At 70.4% G+C, this 20,018-nt stretch carries 14 protein-coding genes; 7 read left to right on the top strand and 7 right to left on the bottom strand.

From position 1 onward, the window contains the following. Nucleotides 1–236 precede the first annotated feature (236 nt). Nucleotides 237–2,741, top strand: a complete 2,505-nt coding sequence (locus UA74_RS26880; RefSeq protein ID WP_075765692.1) for a glycosyltransferase — start codon at nucleotides 237–239, stop codon at nucleotides 2,739–2,741. Further along, a complete protein-coding gene (locus UA74_RS26885; RefSeq protein ID WP_075765694.1) occupies nucleotides 2,734–3,828 on the top strand; it encodes a glycosyltransferase family 4 protein in 1,095 nt (364 codons plus the stop codon). The genes UA74_RS26880 and UA74_RS26885 overlap by 8 nt, the downstream gene beginning before the upstream one ends. 257 nt (nucleotides 3,829–4,085) lie before the next feature. Here the strand turns inward: UA74_RS26885 and rfbD are convergent, their stop codons facing one another. Next, nucleotides 4,086–5,018: a dTDP-4-dehydrorhamnose reductase gene (gene rfbD / locus UA74_RS26890; RefSeq protein WP_075765696.1), complete on the bottom strand. Its 933-nt coding sequence runs from the start codon at nucleotides 5,016–5,018 to the stop codon at nucleotides 4,086–4,088. After that, nucleotides 5,015–6,016, bottom strand: a complete 1,002-nt coding sequence (gene rfbB / locus UA74_RS26895) for a dTDP-glucose 4,6-dehydratase (RefSeq protein WP_075765698.1) — start codon at nucleotides 6,014–6,016, stop codon at nucleotides 5,015–5,017. The genes rfbD and rfbB overlap by 4 nt, the downstream gene beginning before the upstream one ends. A gap of 414 nt (nucleotides 6,017–6,430) precedes the next feature. On the opposite strand from rfbB, the gene UA74_RS26900 reads away from it, so the two are divergent. The 4 genes from UA74_RS26900 (at nucleotide 6,431) to UA74_RS26915 (ending at nucleotide 11,775) form a co-directional block, all read left to right on the top strand. Next, complete coding sequence (locus UA74_RS26900) at nucleotides 6,431–8,032, top strand: LCP family protein (protein ID WP_232237486.1); 1,602 nt, start codon at nucleotides 6,431–6,433, stop codon at nucleotides 8,030–8,032. Nucleotides 8,033–8,607: 575 nt separating this feature from the next. After that, on the top strand, nucleotides 8,608–9,885 hold the full coding sequence (locus tag UA74_RS26905; protein WP_232237488.1) for an LCP family protein: 1,278 nt from the start codon (nucleotides 8,608–8,610) through the stop codon (nucleotides 9,883–9,885). A 49-nt stretch (nucleotides 9,886–9,934) separates the two neighbouring features. Further along, a complete protein-coding gene (locus UA74_RS26910; protein ID WP_075742710.1) occupies nucleotides 9,935–10,717 on the top strand; it encodes a TIGR03089 family protein in 783 nt (260 codons plus the stop codon). 389 nt (nucleotides 10,718–11,106) lie between these two features. After that, nucleotides 11,107–11,775 (top strand): DUF3558 domain-containing protein, encoded by a 669-nt coding sequence (locus UA74_RS26915; RefSeq protein WP_075742711.1) that lies wholly within the window; start codon nucleotides 11,107–11,109, stop codon nucleotides 11,773–11,775. 433 nt (nucleotides 11,776–12,208) lie between these two features. Here the strand turns inward: UA74_RS26915 and UA74_RS32490 are convergent, their stop codons facing one another. Beyond that, nucleotides 12,209–13,303 carry a collagen-like triple helix repeat-containing protein gene (locus UA74_RS32490; protein ID WP_157434465.1) on the bottom strand — a complete coding sequence of 365 codons (1,095 nt, stop codon included), beginning with the start codon at nucleotides 13,301–13,303 and terminating at the stop codon, nucleotides 12,209–12,211. After that, nucleotides 13,303–14,178 carry an ABC transporter ATP-binding protein gene (locus UA74_RS26925; protein WP_075765700.1) on the bottom strand — a complete coding sequence of 292 codons (876 nt, stop codon included), beginning with the start codon at nucleotides 14,176–14,178 and terminating at the stop codon, nucleotides 13,303–13,305. The genes UA74_RS32490 and UA74_RS26925 overlap by 1 nt, the downstream gene beginning before the upstream one ends. 336 nt (nucleotides 14,179–14,514) lie before the next feature. Between UA74_RS26925 and UA74_RS26930 the strand changes: the two genes are divergently transcribed. Then, entirely contained in the window at nucleotides 14,515–16,515 is a 2,001-nt protein-coding gene (locus UA74_RS26930) for a tachylectin-related carbohydrate-binding protein (RefSeq protein ID WP_157442334.1), read from the top strand. A gap of 288 nt (nucleotides 16,516–16,803) precedes the next feature. Here UA74_RS26930 and rhaS read toward each other — a convergent pair whose 3' ends face one another. Genes rhaS through UA74_RS26945 form a run of 3 tightly spaced genes read right to left on the bottom strand, consistent with a single transcriptional unit; the run spans nucleotide 16,804 to nucleotide 19,937 of the window. Then, nucleotides 16,804–17,889, bottom strand: coding sequence for a rhamnose ABC transporter substrate-binding protein (gene rhaS / locus UA74_RS26935; RefSeq protein ID WP_075765704.1), 1,086 nt, complete (start codon nucleotides 17,887–17,889; stop codon nucleotides 16,804–16,806). Nucleotides 17,890–17,941: 52 nt separating this feature from the next. Beyond that, nucleotides 17,942–18,985, bottom strand: a complete 1,044-nt coding sequence (locus tag UA74_RS26940; protein WP_232237490.1) for an ABC transporter permease — start codon at nucleotides 18,983–18,985, stop codon at nucleotides 17,942–17,944. Continuing rightward, nucleotides 18,975–19,937, bottom strand: a complete 963-nt coding sequence (locus tag UA74_RS26945) for an ABC transporter permease (RefSeq protein WP_083684166.1) — start codon at nucleotides 19,935–19,937, stop codon at nucleotides 18,975–18,977. Before UA74_RS26945 ends, UA74_RS26940 begins: the two co-directional genes overlap by 11 nt. Between the last annotated feature and the right edge of the window lie 81 nt (nucleotides 19,938–20,018).

Here is a 20,018-nt window from a genome sequence, read left to right on the forward strand (position 1 = left end):
GCCCGTGCACTGCCGGTCCGGTCGTCGGTCCGGCAGTGCGCCGAGCCGCCGGGCCGAGCCAAGGCCGACCTCCGTATGGAGCGACCGACGGTGCACACCGCCGCCCCGTCCGCGTGTCGGCCCGCGCCGAAGAACCGACGAATCCTCTCGATCTGACCCAGACCAGACGGGGTTCGCCGATGATCAGAGGGATGGTGCACGCTTAACACCGCACGAACGCAGAGAGAGGGGACGAGGTGTCGGAGTCCGGCATCCTGCCGACGGTGTCCGTAGTGGTCGTCAATTATCGGGGGGCCGCGGACACGATCACCTGCCTGCGTGCCCTGCGTGACGAGGTGGACTACCCGTCGGACCGGCTTGAGCTCATCTGTGTGGACAACGCCTCCGGTCCCGCCGACGTCGCGCGCATCCGCGAGGCGGTGCCCGAGGCCAGGCTGATCGAGTCGACGGAGAACCTCGGCTTCGCGGGGGGCTGCAATCTCGGTGCGGCGCAGGCACGCGGCGAGGTGCTCGCGTTCCTGAACAACGACGCCCGGCCGGACCCGGTTTGGATCTCGGCGGCGGTCGCGGCGCTGCGTGCCGACCCGAGGGTGGGCGCGGTGGCGAGCAAGGTGCTGGACTGGTCCGGCAAGGACGTCGACTTCGTCGACGGCGGCCTGACCTGGTTCGGCATGGGCTACAAGCGGCACGCGGGCGAGCCGGACGACGGCAGCCACGACGTGCCCCGCGACGTGCTGTTCGGCACCGGCTCGGCGTTGTTCGTCCGCACCGGCCTGTTCCGCGAGCTGGACGGATTCGACGAGCGCTTCTTCATGTTCTACGAGGACGTCGACCTCGGCTGGCGGCTGAACCTGCGCGGCTGGCGGGTCCGCTACGAGCCCGCCTCGCTCACGTTCCACCGGCATCACGCCTCGATGTCGACGGTGCACGACTCCCGCGAGCACTTCCTCCTCGAACGCAATGCACTGGCCGCGCTGTACAAGAACGTCGAGGACGCGACGCTGGCGAAGGTGCTGCCTGCCGCGCTGGCCCTGTCGGTGCGGCGGGCGACCGCTCGGGGCGAACTCGACGCGACCCAGCTGGAGATCACCCGGCGGCCCGAGGACCGTGCCTCGGACGACGCGCCGGTGGAGATCTCGCGGATGACGTTGGCGGGCATCCTCGCCGTCGACCAGTTCGTCGAACTGCTGCCCAGTCTGCAGAAGTCCCGTGCGATCGAGCAGGCGGCGCGCGTCCGCACCGACGCCGACCTCCTGCCGCTGATGCGCAAGGCGATGGAGCCCGCCTATCCGCTCCCCCGTTACCTCGCGGCACACGAGACGCTGGTGGAGGCCTTCGGGCTGGCCGAGGTGTTCGGCAGACCGCGCCGCGTGCTGATCCTCACCGGTGACGCGGTGGCCGAGCGGATGGCCGGTCCCGCGATCCGCGCCTGGCACATGGCCGAGACGCTGTCCATGGAGCACGACGTGCGACTCGTCAGCGTCAACGACCACCACGCGCCGCCGCCCGCCCGGTTCCCCGTCCTCTCCGCACTGCCGAGGCAGCTCCCCGAGCACGTCGGCTGGGCCGACATCGTCGTCCTGCAGGGCCACATGCTGGAGATGGTGCCGGAGCTCAAGCGGACGGACTCGAACAAGATCGTGGTCTGCGACGTCTACGACCCGATGCACCTGGAGTACCTGGAACAGGGCAAGGACGTCGACGACGAGCGGCGCAGCCGGGATCTCGCCGGGGTGACGAAGGTGCTCAACACCCAGCTGCAACGGGGCGACTTCTTCCTGTGCGCCTCGGAGCGGCAGCGGCACTTCTGGCTGGGGCATCTGGCCGCGCTCGGCCGGATGAGCCCGGACATGTACGACGCGGACCCCACGGCCCGCTCGCTGCTGTCCGTGGTGCCCTTCGGATTCCCCGATGCGGCCCCGATCCGCAGCGGGACCGCGATCAAGGGCACGGTCGGCGGCATCGGCGAGCGAGACAAGGTCATCCTGTGGGCTGGCGGGGTCTACAGCTGGTTCGACCCGCTGACGTTGATCAGAGCGGTCGACAAGCTGCGTGGCGAGCACGCCGACGTCCGACTGTTCTTCCTGGGAATGAAGCACCCGAACCCGGACGTGCCCGAGATGGGCATCACCGGCCGCACCCGCGAGCTGGCCCGCAGGCTGGACCTGGTGGACCAACACGTCTTCTTCAACGAGAGCTGGGTTCCGTACCAGCAGCGGCACAACTACCTGCTCGACGCGGACTGCGGGGTGACGACCCACTTCGACCACGTCGAGACCACCTTCGCATTCCGTACCAGGGTGTTGGACTACCTGTGGGCGGGCCTGCCGATCGTGACCACCGACGGCGACTCCTTCGCCGAGCTGGTCCGGGCCGAGCGGTTGGGCGTGGTCGTTCCGGCCGAGGACGCGGACGCGCTGGCGGCCGGGCTGGCGAAGGTGCTGTACGACGAGGAGTTCGCCGCAGGCTGTCGCGAGCGCATCGCGGCGGTGCGGGAGCGCTACACGTGGACCGAGGCGTTGGCGCCGCTGGTCGAGTTCTGTCGACACCCCAGGCAGGCCGTCGACCGGATGCCCGCGACCGAGCCGCTGGTCCGCACCCCGCCGCTGCGCACGTCGGAGAAGGTGCGCAAGGACCTCGCCCTGGTGCGCGAGTACCTGGACCTGGGTGGACCGACCGAGTTGGCCAAGCGCGCGGCAGGCAGGCTGCGGCGACTGGCGAAGGAGCGACGACGTGGCTGATCGACGACGGGCACCGCGACTGCGCCTGTTGCTGGACGGCACGCCGCTCTTAGGGCATCGCACCGGGATCGGCCGCTACACGGCGGCGTTGGCCGAGGAGCTGGCCTCGGTCGAGACAGTGAGTGTGAAGGCGGTGGCGTTCACCCTGCGCGGTTGGAAGGCGCTGCGGGCCGCCCTGCCGCACGGCGTGGGCGCGCGGGGTCTTCCGGTGCCCGCCCGGCTGCTGCGGGCCTGCTGGCTGCGGGCGCCGCTGCCGCCGGTGGAACTGTTCGCGGGCATGAGCACCGTGGTGCACGGGACCAACTTCGTGCTGCCGCCGTCGCTGCGGGCGGCAGGAGTGGTCACCGTGCACGACCTGGCATTCCTCGACTCGCCGGCGGATCTTCCGCCCAGCGATCGCAGGCTTCCGGAGCTGGTGCGCCGCTCGGCCCGGCGGGCCGCGATGGTGTGCACGCCGACCAAGGCGGTGGCCCAGCAGGTCGTCGAACGTCTCGACGTCCCTGCGGAGCGGGTGCAGGTGACGCCGTTGGGAGTGGACGCCGCCTGGTTCGCGGCGCGGCCGCCCAATGATCTGCTGCGGCAGCGTCTCGGGCTGCCGAACGAGTATCTGCTGTTCGTCGGCTCGGACGGTCCGCGCAAGGGCCTGCCGACCCTGTTGGAGGCGCACGGGGCGAACCCGGAGCTGCCGCCGTTGGTCCTGGCCGGTCCGGGACCGCGCACCGAGCACGGGCGCATCGTGCGCACCGGATACCTGTCCGACGTCGACCTGCGCAGCGTGGTGGCGGGGGCGTCCGCCCTGGTCATGCCGTCGCGGGACGAGGGCTTCGGGCTGCCGGTGCTGGAGGCGCTGGCCTGTGGGGTTCCGGTGGTGTGCTCGGACGTGCCCGCGCTGCGGGAGGTGTCCGGCGGCCATGCCCGGCTGGTCCCGGTGGGTGACGCGGAGGCGCTGGGGGCCGCTCTCGATGATGCGCTGGCCTCGCCCGGCGGCACGGAGACGCTGGCCGCGCGCAGGCAGTACGCCTCCGGTTTCAGCTGGCATCACTGCGCGGAGACCACCATCGAGGCCTACCGCAAGGCATTGAGCTGACGAACCGGGCAGGCTGAGCCTGCGACCGTCGCGGCGTCTCGGCCGCGGACGGCGCCCGGCGGGACGAGGGCCGCGAGAGCGGGACGGCACGGAGAAGTCTCGCCGCCCGGCCCGATCCGGCCGGGTCCGTCCCCGCCTCGGCGTGGGTGGCTGCACGACGATCAGGCAGGCCGGAACTGCGCAGGGGCGCTGCCCGACCCGGATGCCGGACGGCAGAGCCGGCCGGCATCCGGATGGTCGTCGACGATCGCCGGCGTTCAGCCGACCGGTTCGCCCCGCAGTTCGTCGCGGTGCTCGCGGAAGGCGACGGCCAGGGCCTCCCGCCATGGCCGCAGCGGGGTGAGCCCCTCGCCTGCCCAAGCATTGCCCGAGAGCACCGAGTAGGCGGGACGCGGCGCAGGCCGAGGGAAGTCCGCCGTCGTGCAGGGGCTGACCCGTGCCTCGTCCGCACCGATCTCCGCGAACACCGCTCTGGCGAACTCGAACCAGCTGGCCTGGCCCGCGTTGGTGCAGTGCAGCACCCGCCTGACGGGCGCCTGTCCTGCGGCGACCCTGCCCGCGAGTTCGATCAGCCCGGCCGCGAGATCGCCGGTCCAGGTGGGCGAGCCGATCTGGTCGGCGACCACCGAGAGGGTGTCCCGGCTCGCCTCCAGCCGGATCATGGTCTTGACGAAGTTGCCACCGGCCGCGCCGTAGACCCAGGCGGTCCGGACCACCCACGCCTGCGGGCAACGGTCCAGGACGGCCCGCTCACCCGCGAGTTTGGTCCGGCCGTATGCCGATCGCGGTCCGGTCGGATCGGCAGGCTCGTACGGCCGGTCCGCGTCGCCGGGGAAGACGTAGTCGGTGGAGACGTGCATGAGTGCGACGTCGTGGGTCGTGCAGGCGTCGGCGAGGCGGGCGGGCCCGTCCCGATTCACCCGCATCGCCGAGGCCTCGTCCGCCTCGGCGGCGTCGACGGCCGTGTAGGCAGCCGCGTTGATCACGACCGGTCGGACGCCTGCCTCGGCGGCCGACGCGGCCAGGCCCGCCACCGCCGTGTCGACGGAGTCCGCGTCGGTGATGTCCAGTTCGGCGGAGCCGGGTCCGTGCACGAGGTCGCCGTCGCCGACGACGCCGCGCCCACAGCGCAGCAGGTCCGTCCCGAGCTGGCCCCGACCACCGGGAATCAGCAGTGCGATCCCGGTCATCCGGCGCTGCTCCCGCCGAGGGCGGCGCCTGCCTTGAGCGGCTCCCACCAGGCCCGGTTGTCCCGGTACCAGCGCACCGTCTCGGCGAGTCCCTGCTCGAACGGGACGGCAGGCGCGTAGCCGAGCTCGGTCGAGATCTTGTCAATGGCGACGGAATAGCGACGATCATGACCTTTTCGGTCCGGAACGCGCTCCACCATCGACCATTCCGCGTCCATCGCGGCCAGCAGGAGTCTGGTCAGTTCCAGATTGGTCAGCTCGGTTCCGCCGCCGATGTTGTAGACCTCCCCGGCCCTGCCGCCCTCGGCAACCAGTTGGATTCCACGACAGTGATCATCCACATGCAGCCAGTCACGAATGTTCCCGCCGTCACCGTATAGAGGGACTGGGTGGCCATCCATGAGATTGGTCACAAAGAGGGGAATGACCTTCTCCGGGAATTGGAACGGTCCGTAGTTGTTCGAGCAGCGCGTCACACTGACGGGCAGCCCATGCGTGCGGTGATAGGCCCGTGCGAGGAGGTCCGATCCTGCCTTGGACGCGGAGTACGGGGAGTTCGGCTCCAGGGGTCTGTCCTCGTCCCAGGACCCTTCGTCGATGGATCCGTACACCTCATCGGTGGACACGTGGACGAACCGGTCCACGCCTGCGTCGACGGCTGCCTGGAGCAGGGTCTGGGTGCCCAGCACGTTGGTCATGACGAAGTCGGCGCCGCCCGAGATCGAGCGGTCCACGTGCGACTCCGCGGCGAAATGCACCACTACCTGGGTGTTCGCCATCAGTTCACCGACCAGAGCCGCGTCGCAGATGTCACCATGGACGAACCGCAGTCGCGCGTCGTCCGACACGGCGGCGAGGTTCGTTCGGCTGCCCGCATAGGTCAGTCGATCGAGCACCACCACCTCGGCATCGACGAAGGCGGGATAGGCGCCACCGATCAACTGCCGTACGTAATGGGAGCCGATGAACCCGGCTCCTCCGGTCACCAGAAGTCGCATCGAACCTGCCTCATCCTCGTAGACCCGCGGAGGCGATCATGAGTCGCCGCAGCCGTGTCGCAGTGTGTCACGAACGAGACCGACGAAACCCGTGCCCGTGGCGAACCACAAGGGCACAATGTGCGTCTTACCGGGGTAGCGGGACATCCTTCGGCATTCGTGACATCGGATCAGCCTGAACGACGGATGACCGGCACTACCTGACAGTCGGGGAGCGCGACCGAGGTCCGGCGCGCGTGTAGGGAGGAGCCGCCCGTGCATGACCGGCCGCCTGGAGGGCGACGGCCAGCCGATGACCGTGGATCGGGCCGTCGGCGGCACGAGGACGAGGCAGGCGGCGCCGGGGGGCCGAGTGCCGCCCGATCGCGTCGACCACGACCGGGTACTGAACCCGCTCCGAAGCGCAAACCGCCCATGTCGATGCTGCCGACTCAGCCCATCGCCCGCACCAAGGACACGCCCCTCTACGCGGATGAGCCGGAGCCGTTGGAACCGCTCGAGACACCGAGGCGCAGCACTGGAGCGAGGGTCGCCCTCGGTGCGGCGAAGACGGCGATCGCCCTGTTCTCCGTCGCGATCATGAGCGTGACCGGCTATTCCTGGGCCACCTATCGCGACCTGAACACCGGCCTGGTGACCAGCGACGTGTTCGGCAACCGGGAGAACGGCAGGACGCAAGGGCCCAACCCGTTGGAAGACGGCATGGACATCCTGCTGGTCGGCAACGACAGCCGCACGGATGCCCACGGCGACCCGCTGCCCGCTGACGTGCTGGCCTCCCTGGGCGCGAGCGACGACGAGGGCGGCGACCTCACCGACACGTTGATCATGGTGCGCATCCCGCCCGGCGGTGCAGCGGCGGCCGCCGTGTCGATTCCCCGCGACAGCTACGTCAACGTCCCGGGCTACGGCATGAACAAGGTCAACTCGGCCTTCGGCTTCGGCAAGCGGGCCGCCGAGGAGAACCTGGCGGCTCAGGGCGTCACCGACCCTCGGCAGCTTTATCAGGAGGCCTCCGCCGAGGGGCGGCAGCTCCTCGTGCAGACCCTGGAGGAGTTCACCGGGGTCACCATCGATCACTACGCCGAGGTCAACCTGCTCGGGTTCGCCGAGATCACCAAGGCCATCGGCGGCGTCGAGGTGTGTCTGCTCGAACCCGTCGACGAGTTCCGCTCCGGCGCGAAGTTCGATGCGGGCCCGCAGACCATCTCCGACGTCGACGCCCTGCGGTTCGTCCGGCAGCGGTACGGGCTGCCCAACGGCGACCTAGACCGGGTGGTCCGGCAGCAGGTGTTCATGGCTGGCCTGGCCCGTCAGGTGCTGTCCTCGGACACCCTCGCCAACCCCGGCCGGGTCGGTGAGCTGATCAGTGCGATCCAGAACAGCGTGGTGCTCGACAACGGCTTCGACATCCCGACGTTCCTGGAGCACGCCCAGCACATCGCTGGCGGCGACATGGAGTTCGAGACGATCCCCGTGGGCGCGTTCATCAAGGACTCGATCGGCCAGGACGTCATCGAGGTCGACCCCGTGAGCGTCCAGCAGTTCATGACGGAGCTGGGGGGTGGTTCCACCGACGAGGCCGATCCGGCCGACAACACCGACGCAGCCGCCGACGGTCCTGATCCCGCGTCGATCACCGTCGAAGTGCGCAACGCAGCGGGCACACCGGGTCTCGCGGCTCAGGTGATGGCCGAACTGACCGGCGCGGGCTATCTGGAGGGGACGGTCGACAACGCCAGTCCCCGGGCGGCGTCGGTGGTCCGGCATGCCGCAGGCGAGCAGACCAACGCCCAGTCGGTCGCGGACACGCTCGGCGGCCTGGTCATCGAGGAGGACGCCAACCTGCCCGCAGGCAGCGTCTCGGTGTTCCTCGGGGAGGACTACAGCTCGAACGTGTCCAACCTCGGCCCGCAGCCGTTCGCGGGGCTGGACGAGGGCGGCACCGTGGAGGACTCCACCGACGAGTCTGCGGAGGAGCAGATCACGGCGGACGGTGTGGTCTGCGTCTACTGAGGCGGCGTCCAGACTGACCACAGGCCCGGCCGGGTTCTCCTGGTCGGGCCTGTCGTCGTCGCCAGCCCCTGTTGCGCGGGGATCGGTCGTCGTCGTGGGGTGTGACCGTCGCCGGGTAGGCAGACACCGCCGACGGGTGCGGATCGGACCGTGGCAAGCGGCTGCGCAGGCTCGCGCGCGAGCCGGACGCGGCACACGGCTGAGGCGAGCGTCTCGCCTCGGTCAAGACGACACCGGAGGCAGGAACCGGCGGTTAGCCTGGGAAGTGCAGGTTCAGCACGTCGGGGGTGTGAATGCCGCACGAGCAGGAGGGCGTCGACGGTCCGGGGCAGACGCCCGGACGTCGGCCCTCGGATGAGAAGGACAGAGCGGACACCGCTGGGGACCGCGCCGGCGCGGCGGAACGCGAAGCGGCGGAGCCGTCGGGTTCGGAATCCGGTTCGGAGCCCGACCCAGGGTCCGACGCGGAGTCGTCGCGTTCCTCGGCACGGGAGTCGGCGACCACGACAGCCGCCGAACAGGCGGGGGCCGGGCCGGCTGCACCGTCGCGGCCGGGGGCAGCGGGCTTATCCGCAGTGGACTCGACAGCCCGGCGCAGGCGCGGCACGGGAGGCCGCTTCCTGCTGGCGGGTGGCCGGTCGCTGACCGCGCTGGTATCGGTGGCGGTCCTCGGCATGACCGGTTACGTCTGGTCGCAGCTCGACCAGGTGCAGGACAGCATCACCACGACCACCGTGCTCAGCGACATCGACGAGTTCACGATCGCCCCGGAGCCCGCGCCGTCTTCGGAGTCCGCCACGCCACCGCCGCCTCCGGTGGAGGACACCGCCACCGACATCCTGTTAGTGGGCACCGACAGCCGGACCGACGCCCAGGGGCGTCCGCTGCCCGAGCACATACTCCGGCAGTTGCGCACCGAGGCCGAGGTCGGCCTGAACACCGACACCATCATCGTGTTGCGAATTCCCGATGACGGCAGCGCCGCCTACGCGATCTCCATCCCCCGCGACGCCTACGTTCCGGTGCCGGGCCTCGGCGAGGAGAAGATCAACGGCGCGCTGGGCCTGGTGAAGACGCAGCGGGCCAGAGAACTGCGCGCCGACGGCGTGACCGACCAGGCGCAGATCGAGCGCGAGTCCAACGATGCGGGCAGGCGCGCCCTGATCGGCGCCGTCGGTGATCTGACCGGCGCCCGCATCGACCACTATGCCGAGATCAACCTCTACGGCTTCTACCTGTTCACCGAGGCCATCGGCGGGGTCGAGGTCTGCCTGAACCGCGCGACCAGCGACAGCGACTCCGGCGCAAACTTCGCCCAGGGCTACCAGACCATCTCGGGCGGCGACGCCCTGTCCTTCGTGCGGCAGCGCAATCTGCCCGGCGGGGATCTCGATCGGATCGTCCGGCAGCAGGTGTTCCTCGCCGCGCTGGTCGATCAGGTGCTCTCCACCGGCACCCTGACCGATCCGGGCAGGCTGCAGAATCTGCTGGACGCGATGCAGTCCTCCGTGGTGTTGGACGAGGCACTGGACCCGCTGGTGTTCGCCCGGCAGCTCCAGGGGATCGCGGGCGGCGACGTCGCCTTCGTGACGATCCCGGTCACCGGCGTCGGCCTGCGCAACGATCGCGGCCAGAGCATCGTGACGGTCGATCGGCAGGAGGTTCGCGACTTCGTCGAGGAGCTGACCAGGGAGGACGAGGGCACGGCCGAGGAACAGCCGGTCGGCATGGCCGAGGCACCCGCTATCGCCCCGGCAGGCACGGCGGCGACCGGCACCGGAAGTATGGTGCGAACGCAGCCCCCGGACACCGGTGAGCCGATCACCGCAGGCGGGGTGCCCTGCGTGAACTGATCCGTCCGCCTTCGCCGCCCCGCGCGGCCCTGCCCGACGAGGACGCCAGATGAGTGTCACCGAGACGCTGCTCCGCCCCCTGCTGGCCGCAGGCGGAGCCCGCCCGCTGATCACCTTCTACGACGATGCGGCCGGGCACCGGATCGAGCTGTCCTCGGCGACCGTGGCGAACTGGGCCGCCAAGACCGCCAACTGGCTGCGGGACGAACTCGACGTCGAACCGGGGATGCCGGTTGCGGTGCGACTGCCCGCGCACTGGCAGACCCTGGGCGTGCTGTTGGGCGCGTGGTGGTGCGGCGCCGAGGTGCGCGCGGAGACGGCGGGCGCGGAGGTCGCGATCATCCCGGCGGCCGAGGTGGCAGGCACGCGGGATGCGACGGCGACGGCGACCGCGCCTGCGGAGGTGGTGGCCGCCCTCGGTGCGCGGACCGTCGCGGTCGTCGGCCTGGACGCCCTCGGCGCTCCGGTCCGGCTGCCCGCCGACGCCGGGGTCGGGCTCGTCGACTACACCTCGGAGATCCGGGTCTACGGCGACGACTTCACCGTCTGGGAGCCGGTGGGCGGCGACGCCCCGGCACTGGCGGGCGCCGACGTCGACACGGTGCTCGCCTCGGCCCGCGCCCGCGCCGCCGAGCTGGGCATCGGCGCGACGGATCGGGTGCTGTCCACACTGGACTGGACCGTTCCCGAGGGCGTGGCGGCGCATCTGCTGCCGGTGCTGGTGTCGGGCGCCTCGCTGGTCCAGTGCCATCAGGCCGACCCGGCGAAGCTCGCGGGCCGCCGCGAGGCCGAGCGGGTCACGCGGGTGCTGGGCAAGGAGTCGGCGGGCTGAGCAGACGGCACTGACCAGGGCCTCGGCGGCGGGCCGAGAGACTCCGCTCGACGTCGGAAGCCGTCAGACGGGGCGCGGATCTCGGGCCGTCTGAAGTGCCGGTCCGGTTCGGTCCGGCGGCCGTGGGCGTGAAGACCGCCGCCCGGAACAGGCTGTCCCGATCGGACTGCGCGCCGCTCGACGACCCCAGGCTGCCGAGCACCCGATCAGCCTGGCCGGCATCGGGCTCGGCTATCCGAGGGAAAGGCCTCGCCGATCGGCACCCACCCCATAAACTGCGGTGTCGTCCCGGCGAGCCCACGAACCACGTCACAGGTCCGCCGAGCCGCGACTCGTCGGTTGCCGACTCGCATCGCAGGCAGCTCTGTCGACCCAGGGGGTTCGAGAACGTGTCACTCGTCCGCAGCAGGCTCGGCGGCGCGCTCGGGCTCCTCATCGTCGGACTGCTCGCCGCAGGCTGCGTCACACCGCCGGAGCCGCCGCTGGGCACGGGCTCCGGCGCCGTGCTGGACAAGAGCCTGGTGGCCTACGACAACCTCGACTTCCAGACGGACCGTAGGCCGATCTTCGACAACACCTGCGAGAGCCTGCCACCGGAGGTGTTCAGCGAACTCGGCCTGACGGGCGAGCCGATGACCGCCGAGGGCATCTACGTCGGCTGCTCGATCACAGAGAGCTGGGGCGGCGTGTTCTTCAGCCAGACCGCCCCCGCCGGCCGCGAATCGCAACGGCGGTACTTCGTGGACACCTGGCGGGGAACCGGCATATACCCCGACCACTTCCGCCGCTGGATTCTCGACGAGCGCTACTACACGGTGACCTACGAGAACGGCTCGGTAGGCAACGAGTGCACCACCGCCGTGCACACCGGCTATCAGGGTCCCTTCGAGGTCGCCGTGTCCATTCCGCGCGAGGAGAGCGATCGGCTGCACCTGCTGGACGAGGACTACCCGATCGACCAGCTCATCGCCGACTACTGCTCCCGAGCCGAGGAGATGGCCGAGGTCCTCGTCGCCGCGCTCGATCCCGAGGGCGGCAGCAGGCTGGCCGCAGGGTGACGGTTCGCTGGCTCGCGGGGCGGATGTTCGCCGGGGCATCCGGACGGGTCGCACGGCGCGGCGACCGGCAGGCGACGCACGACGTCGACGACGGCCCGGGGCGGTCCTCGACAGCGGCGACAAGGTCACGGCCGACACGTCTGCGAGATCACGGCCGTGGTCCGGCCCTCGACGGGACGGGCATCACGACCGCGCAGCAACCCTCGACACCCCGCCGCGAACCGGGTCTGCACCCCGGAAGCCCGGCGGGGGCACGAGGCCGCTCTGCGGTGCTGATTCCGTAGGCCTGCCGTCAGCCGTCAGCGCGGCATCACCGATCGAGGCACCGAACCGGGTCTGACCGAGCGGGGCGCAGGCCTGCAGCCGATCCCAGAGCGCCGCTGAGCACAGTCCGCAGCGGAATCGTCCGAGACGGCCCGGCGGGGGACCGCGCTCAGCCCGCGTCGCGCTGCGTCAGCTGGATGACACCGATGGCGAACAGGCTCAACCAGACGACCCCGGACACGACGCCGGGCACGACGTCGGCGTCCGGGGTGATCAGGTATCTGGACAGCTCCAGCGGCGCGAACCAGCCGAAGACGTCGGGCAGCGCGGCCTGAGCCACGGTCAGCGTGGGCATCAACAGGAAGTAGGCGACCAGTGCGCCCGCGGTGTTGGGCACCAGCAGCGCGATGGCCAACGAGGCGAGCAGCGCCTGAAAGAGCGCGACCGCGATCACGGCCAGCACCCAGGGCAGCCGGTGCCCGAGCAGATAGCCGAAGTGCGCCGAGGTGGTCGCCGCCTCGACGATCAGCGGATAGGCCGCGAACGACACGACGGTGGTCACCAGCCACACCAGGCCGAGCACCGAGCCTTGGGCGAGGAGATAGCGCAGCCGTGATGGCTGCATCAGCAGCGTCGGCTGCACACTCTTGTACTGCCACTCCCCCGCCACCAGCTTGATCAGCGCGGCGTGCAGGAGCAGCTGGCCGATCTGCGCGGCCACGTAGAACGGGAGCATCTGCTCGAACACGGCGGGCATGCTCGGATCGACGGCCACGATGCCCGCGATCACGCCGAAGAACAGCACGGGCGCGAGCAGCAGCACGATGCGATCCGACCGGGTGCCCACCAGCTTGCGCAGCTCGACGCGGACGAGGGTGTGGAAGCCGGTCCGCTTCGCGGCGCGGGTCGCCCAGTCCGGCGCGGCTCCGGCGGCGCGGCCCGCGCCGCCGGTGGGACTGTGCTGCGGCGGTCGGGTGAGAATCGGCCCGGCCGGATCGGGATACGCCCCAGGTCGCGATGTTCCCGGCGGTCCGGCAGGCGCCCCGGCGGGGTGTCCATAGGGCGGGCTCGCCTGCGGCGGCGCAACAGTCCCGATCGGTCCGCTTGCCGGTCCCGGAGCGCCGTACGGGGACGGTGCGCCGTGCTGCGCCGCAGGCCCGTACTGGCCATGCGGGCCCGGCCCCGCCGGACCGTACTGCCCCGGCGGCCCGTACTGGCCTGACTGCCCTGGCGGGCCGGGCGGCTGGGTGTAGGGGCCGGTCATCAGGCACTCTCCCCGGTCAGGCGGAAGAACAGGTCCTCCAGGTTCACGCTCTCCTGGGCGAGCCCGAGCAGGCGGACACCGGCGTTGAACGTGACCTCGGAGACGCGGTCCACCGAGGCGTGGGCGGCAAGATGACCGTCGGCGGCAGGCTGAATCGCGATGCCCGCGGCGGTCAACACCGAGGCCAGCCGGTTCATGTCCGGGGCCCGGACCAGCGAGCGATGGGAGTTCGTCAGCTCGCTCAGCGGCCCGTCCGCCACGATCCGCCCGGCGCCGATCACCAACACCCGGTCGGCCGTCTGGTCCACCTCGGACAGCACGTGGCTCGAGAGCAGGGCCGTGCCACCACGCTCGGCGTAGCCGCGCAGCAACTGCCGGACCGACCGGATGCCTTCGGGGTCGAGCCCGTTGATCGGCTCGTCGAGGATCAGCATCGGCGGATTCGTCAGCAGGGCCTGTGCCATCCCGAGCCGCTGCCGCATGCCCAGGCTGTACGCCGCGATGCGCTTCCCACCCGCGTCACCGAGCCCGACGAGCGACAGCACCTCGTCCACCCGCCGCGCAGGCAGCCCCGCCAGCAACGCGGCATTGCGCAGGTGTCCGCGCCCGGTCCGGCCGGGATGCACCGCAGCCGCATCGAGCAGCACCCCCGCCACCTGCGCCGGGTTCGCCCAGCGAGTGAAGGGCCTGCCCGCGACGAAGCTCTCCCCGGCGTCGGGGATGGTCAGCCCGCTGATCATCCGGAGGGTGGTGGACTTCCCGGCCCCGTTGGGACCGAGGAAGGCGGTCACCGTGCCGGGCCGCAGCTCGAAGCTGACATCGTCCACGACGCGGCGCCCGCCGTAGACCTTGGTCAGGCCACGCACAGACAGCACGCGGTCACGATAGCGGGGCGGGCGGGTGGCTATGTCCGGAATCGGGTCGATCCGAACCTGCCCGGACGCCGGGAGACGGACTCGCAGCTGCCTCGGTCGTCCCCGCACTCTCTGCACTGGCAGAACCGGTCCGCATCTGGAGTGCGTCTTCGATCTGCCATTCGACGACGGCTAGGCCGAATAGCGCAATTGATCGGCGACGGCTCCGCACCGGAATAGTGAGAAAGTCACCTACTTCCTCGATCGAATGTTCTTCCGGAACATCGATCATCTTCTGCGAGACTTCCGGAGAAGGCGGACATCGGTTCGTCGTGCACACCCACAAGGAGCAACGTCGTGCACTCAGTCAGGATGCCGAGGAGATCGACCTCGGCACTCACTCTCCTACTCGTTCTCGCCGCCACGACATTCGCGCCCACACCTGCCGTCGCGCAGAATGCAGCCGAAGACGACCCTGGCGCGCGTTCCTGCCTGCCCACCGCGAACATATTCACGCACGGTCCTGACCGGTCCATCCGGCTGGTCGAACAGCAGGACGTGCTCGCGGACTCGCCGTCCTGGGGACCACAGACGCCGTTGTCCCCGCTCTGGTCCGGGACGCCCGTCGGACTGCCGGACGGCGGCTTTCTCCAGGTCTACGCGAACGGCCAGCTTCGCTACATGGAGCTGGACGGACGAGCCTGGCGGGCCAATCCGAACGGCCTGCGGTATCGAGTCGTGGCCGAGCAGGGCTGGGATCACTGGGCCAGGCCTGCGAACCGCGATCAGATCACCGCAGACGACCAAGGGGTGATCTTCGCCGTGGACGGCGAGGGCGCGCTGACCACGTCCCTGTTCGATCGTCGGAACGACAGCTGGTCGATCACCGGCGACGTCATCGACACCGGCTGGGATCAATACGACCGGATCTTCGCAGGCGGCGACGGCGTGCTGTACGCACAACGACCCGACACCGCCCTCTTCAGGTTCCAGTACCACCACCCTTCCCAGCGTTGGTTGGAATACGCACAGCCCGCCGGACACGGCTGGGATTATTCTCATCTGTTCTCCATCGGAGCGGATCTCGTTTATGGAGTAGACGAGGAGACCGGGGATCTCGTCAGTCATCGATGGGATCGCGAGACCGACGACTGGGAGACCGGCGAGAACTTCCGCAAGGTGGTCGGAACGGGCTGGTCGGGATACCAGGACATCACCGCCGACGGCGCCGCATGCACGTACGACTCATCGGATCTGCCTGGAAACGTCGCGCCGGAGAATGATCGCTCCCAGGCGATCATGGCGACGGAGGATGCATCCGGTCTGCTCCGGCTGTACTTCACCGAGTCCTCCGGCAGGCTGTTCGAAGCGTGGCAGCGCTATCCATATGATCCAACCTACTTCGGCTATACGCTGTTGGATCGCGGTCCGCAGTTCGTTGGACAGCCCTCAGCAGTTCAACGATCGAACGGCGAGACCTCACTCGTGGGCCAGCGAACGGACTCCTCGACGTGGGGCGCGTCACGCGTCGACGGGGACTGGAGCACCTTCTCGCCCCTCGGTGGCTGGACACCGGGACCCGCGCAGCTCGTCGAGACGGCCGACGGATCGGTGACCGCCTTCGCCGTGACCGAGGACGGCAGGCTGCTCCACCGCGAACAGGACGGTGCTCTTGGCGCGAAGATCCGCTGGTGGCCGCTCGGCGGATCGAACCTGACCTCCGACTTCACCGTCGTCGAGGAAGGCGACCAGATCCATGTGGTGGTCCGAGACGATCAGGGCACTTACCAGCTCGTCACCGTGGAGGACGGGACCCCGAGCGTCTGGACCGCGCTGCCCGGTGACGGATTCGAGGGCAGGCCGAGCCTGACCATCGACTCGACCGGTCAGTGGCGGCTCTTCGCGCGCGGCGGGGACGATCGCATCCATGAGCTGCGTGAGTCGACGCTCTCCGCAGGCTGGGCGCCGGTAGGAGATCGCACGTTCGTCGGCAGCCCGGCGGCGGTGAACCGGGCGGGCGATCGGACGACCGTCGTCGCAAGGGGCGCGGATGGCTACCTCTGGGTCGCAGTCCAGGATGCTCTCGACGATTCACTGTACGGCGGATGGACTCAGCTGGTGGATCGGCGAACCGGGCAGGCGTATCCGGCGACCGGCGACGCGGCTGTGCTGCGTGACTCCTCCGGCTACCTCGTGATCAGTTTCCTCGGCATCGCCGACGAGCTGTACGTGTTCCGCTCGGCCTACCCCGACACGATCGGCGTCGCGTCGGAGCCGGTGCCGTCTGTCGACGAGGAAGACGACGAGCCGCTGACCGAGTTCGACGGCGGTCCGGTGGAGTTGACCGAGGTGCGCTGACCGGCGCAGGCTTCGCCTGAGCCAGCGAGCACCATGGGGCGGACGTCGATCGCTCGTGCGGATCGGCGTCCGCCCGCAGGCTCAGTGCACGGCGACGGACCGACAACAGAATCCGCCCTGCGTGCCTGCGACTGCCCTCCGCGAGTCCACCTCGCCGACGTGTCACAGGCGATCCCCTGGGCCTGCCCCGCACGCACCGCGAGCGCCTACGGCCCCGACACACCGAGGCCGGGCCCCGCCGGGTCACCCCGTCGCGGCCCGGCCCGGCGGCTCAAGTGGAAGGCGACCTCAGAAGTCGAACTCCTCGATGTTCTCGCTGGTGAACACCGTGGGGTCGCCCAGCACGATCTCGCCGTCGGCGGCCACGGTGTACTCGCCGAGACGCCCGGCGGTGAAGGTGTCGCCCTCGGCGCCGACGATCTGGCCCGCCGACAGGGCGGCGCCCGCGTAGGCGGCCAGGTAGCCGAGGTCGGCCGGGTTCCACAGGGCGAAGCGCTCGACGGTGCCGTCCTCGATGAAGGCCCGCATCTGGTTGGGGGTGCCGAGCCCGGTCAGCGTGACCTCGCCCTGGAACTCCGAGCCGGACAGGTAGCGGGCGGCGGCCGCCAGCCCGACGGTGGTCGGCGAGACGATCGCGTCGAGGTCGCCGTGGGTCTGGAGCAGGCCCTGGGTCTCCTGGAACGACTTCTCGTCCTCGTCGTCGCCGTAGACGGTGGCGACGACCTCGATGTCGGGGTACTCCGCGGCGAGCTGCTCCTCCATCAGATCGATCCACAGGTTCTGGTTGGTCGCGTTCGCCGTCGCCGACAGGAACGCCACCTGGCCGGACTCGCCGATCTCCTCGACCAGCATCTCCACCTGGGTGGACGTGATGCCCTCGGCGGAGGCCTGGTTGATGAACACGTCGCGGCAGCCGGGGTCGGTGTCGGAGTCGAAGGTGACGACGCTGGCGCCGCCCTCCCTGGCCTGGTTCAGCGCCCCGCAGATCGCGTTGGGGTCGTTCGCCGAGGTGGCGATCACGTCGACGCCCTGCTGGGTGAGGGTGTTGATGTAGCTGACCTGGGAGGACGCGCTGGCCTCCGAGGGCCCGACCTCGCTGAACTCGCCGCCGAACTCGGCCACCGCCTCCTCGCCGCCGCCGTCGGCGACGCCGAAGTAGGGGTTGTTGAGCTGCTTCGGCAGGAAGGTCACGGTGAGACCCTCGGGAATCTCGGCGTCGGGATTCGCCTCGCCGGTCGCGGCCGGTCCGCCGCCCGATTCGGCGGACTCGTCGCCTCGGGTGGTGCCGCCGCCGCAGGCCGAGGTGAGCAGGAGCGTGGCACCGAGTACTGCGGTGGCCGTCACGAGACGGGGCCGCGCCAGGGAGGAGGTCATGTCGTGCCTTTCGGTCGGTCGTCGGGCTCGGGCTCGCCGCGCTGGAGCGGAGTCACGGCCCGCCCGTACTCGCCGCGGTGGTGGGGACGGGATTCGCTCCGGAAGGTGGTCCGCCGCCCGGACGCCGACGACCTCGCCGCCGCGCGAGGAGCGAGGGCACGACCACCGAGATGATCAGCAGCAGTCCGGTGAGGACGTTGAGTGCGTCGGAGGAGACGTTGACCAGCTGGAGTGCGTTGCGCAGCGAGCCGAGCAGGAGGACCGCGGCGAGCACGCCGAACAGGCCGCCGCGTCCACCGAAGATCGACACCCCGCCGAGCAGCACCGCAGCCACCACCAGCAGCTCAAGGCCGTTGGCGTTGTCCGCGCGGGCGCTGGCGAAGCGCAGCGTCCAGAACACCCCGCCGAGCCCGGACACCGCGCCGGTGGCGACGAACAGCCAGAACTTGGTACGCCGCACCGCGATGCCCGCGAAGACGGCGGCCTCGGTGTTGTTGCCCATCGCATACAGGCCGCGCCCGATCGGGGTGAAGTGCAGGATCACGACGAACACGACGGCGAGCAGGGCCAGCGGCAGCACGGCGTTGGGAATGCCGGTGCCGCCGATCGAGCCGATCGCCCAGCCGGTCCAGTCCGAGGGGAAGTCCGCGACGGCCCGGTCGCCGAGCACCACGAAGGCCAGGCCCCGGAACAGGGCGAGTGTGCCGATGGTGACCGCCAGGGACGGGAGGCCGAAGCCGGTCACCAGGAGTCCGTTGACGGCCCCGAGGACGCCGCCGAGCACGATGCAGAGCACCACGATCAGCTCCAGCGACAGCCCCGACACCCACAGCGAGCCCATCACCGCGCTGGTGAGGCCGACAGTGCTGGCCACCGAGAGGTCGATCTCGCCGGTCACCACCACCAGGGTCAGCGGCAGCGCGATCAGCGCGATCACCATGATGTCGAGCAGCAGGAAGCCGATGTTGCGGGTGCTGGCGAAGCCGCTGACGCTCATCGACGCGACGACCAGGACGACGAGCAGCACGCCGACGACGGCGAGATCCCAGCTCAGGGTCGGACGTCTGCGGGTCTGCTGCCGTGGTTCAGGTGGCACGGGTGTCCCACCTCCTCAGTCTGCGGGCGGTGCGCAGGGCGAGCGCACGGTCCAGTCCGATGGCCAGCAGGATCAGCGCCCCGATCGACGCCTGCTGCCAGAAGGCGCTCACGCCGAGCTGCGGCAGGGCGGCGCCGATGACGGTGAGCAGGACGGCGCCGATGGCCGCGCCCCAGACCGTGCCGCTGCCGCCGGTGATGGCGATGCCGCCGATGACGACGGCGGCCACCACCTGGAGTTCGAGGCCGGTGCCCGCCGTCGCGTCCAGCGTGCCGAATCGGGCGGCGTACATGACGCCCGCCAGACCGGCGAGCATGCCGTTGACCACGAAGGCGGTGAGCACCCGGCGCCCGACCGGGATGCCGGACAGTCCGGCGGCGGCGCCGTCGGAGCCGATCGCGTACAGCTCCCGGCCGCTGCGATAGGACCGCAGGTGGTCGCCGACCGCCAGCACGACGATGATTGCGCCGACCGCCAGCAGCGGCACCCCGAGCAGGGCCTCGGTCCCGGCCGAGGTGAATCCGGCGGGCAGGTCGGCGGCGTTGATCTGGAGGCGGCCAGAGGCCGAGGCCCAGATCGAGTCCAGCCCGCGGAAGACGTAGAGGGTGCCCAGCGTGACCACCAGCGACGGGACGCCTGCCACGGCGACCACGGCGCCGTTCACCAGGCCGCAGACCGCACCGAACAGCATGCCGAAGAGCACCACCAGCGGCAGGGGCGTGCCCGGCGCGGCGACGAGCAGGGTGCCGGTGGCATAGGCCGACAGGCCCAGCACCGATCCGACGGAGAGGTCGACGTTCTTGGTGATGACGACCATGGCCTGACCGGCCGCCAGCACGACGAGGATCGACGCGCCGAGCAGCAGGTCACGCAGGCTCTGACCGGACAGGAATCGAGGATTGGCCGAGAGCGTCACGCCCAGCAGCAGGACCAGGGCGAGCAGGACGCCCATCTCCCTGGCCACCAGCAGCCTGCGCAGCAGGCCGCCGACGTCGAACCGACGGCCGGGCGGCTCCGCTCCGGGCGGTGTCTC

It is taken from the genome of Actinoalloteichus fjordicus, assembly GCF_001941625.1.
Lineage (GTDB): Bacteria > Actinomycetota > Actinomycetes > Mycobacteriales > Pseudonocardiaceae > Actinoalloteichus_A > Actinoalloteichus_A fjordicus.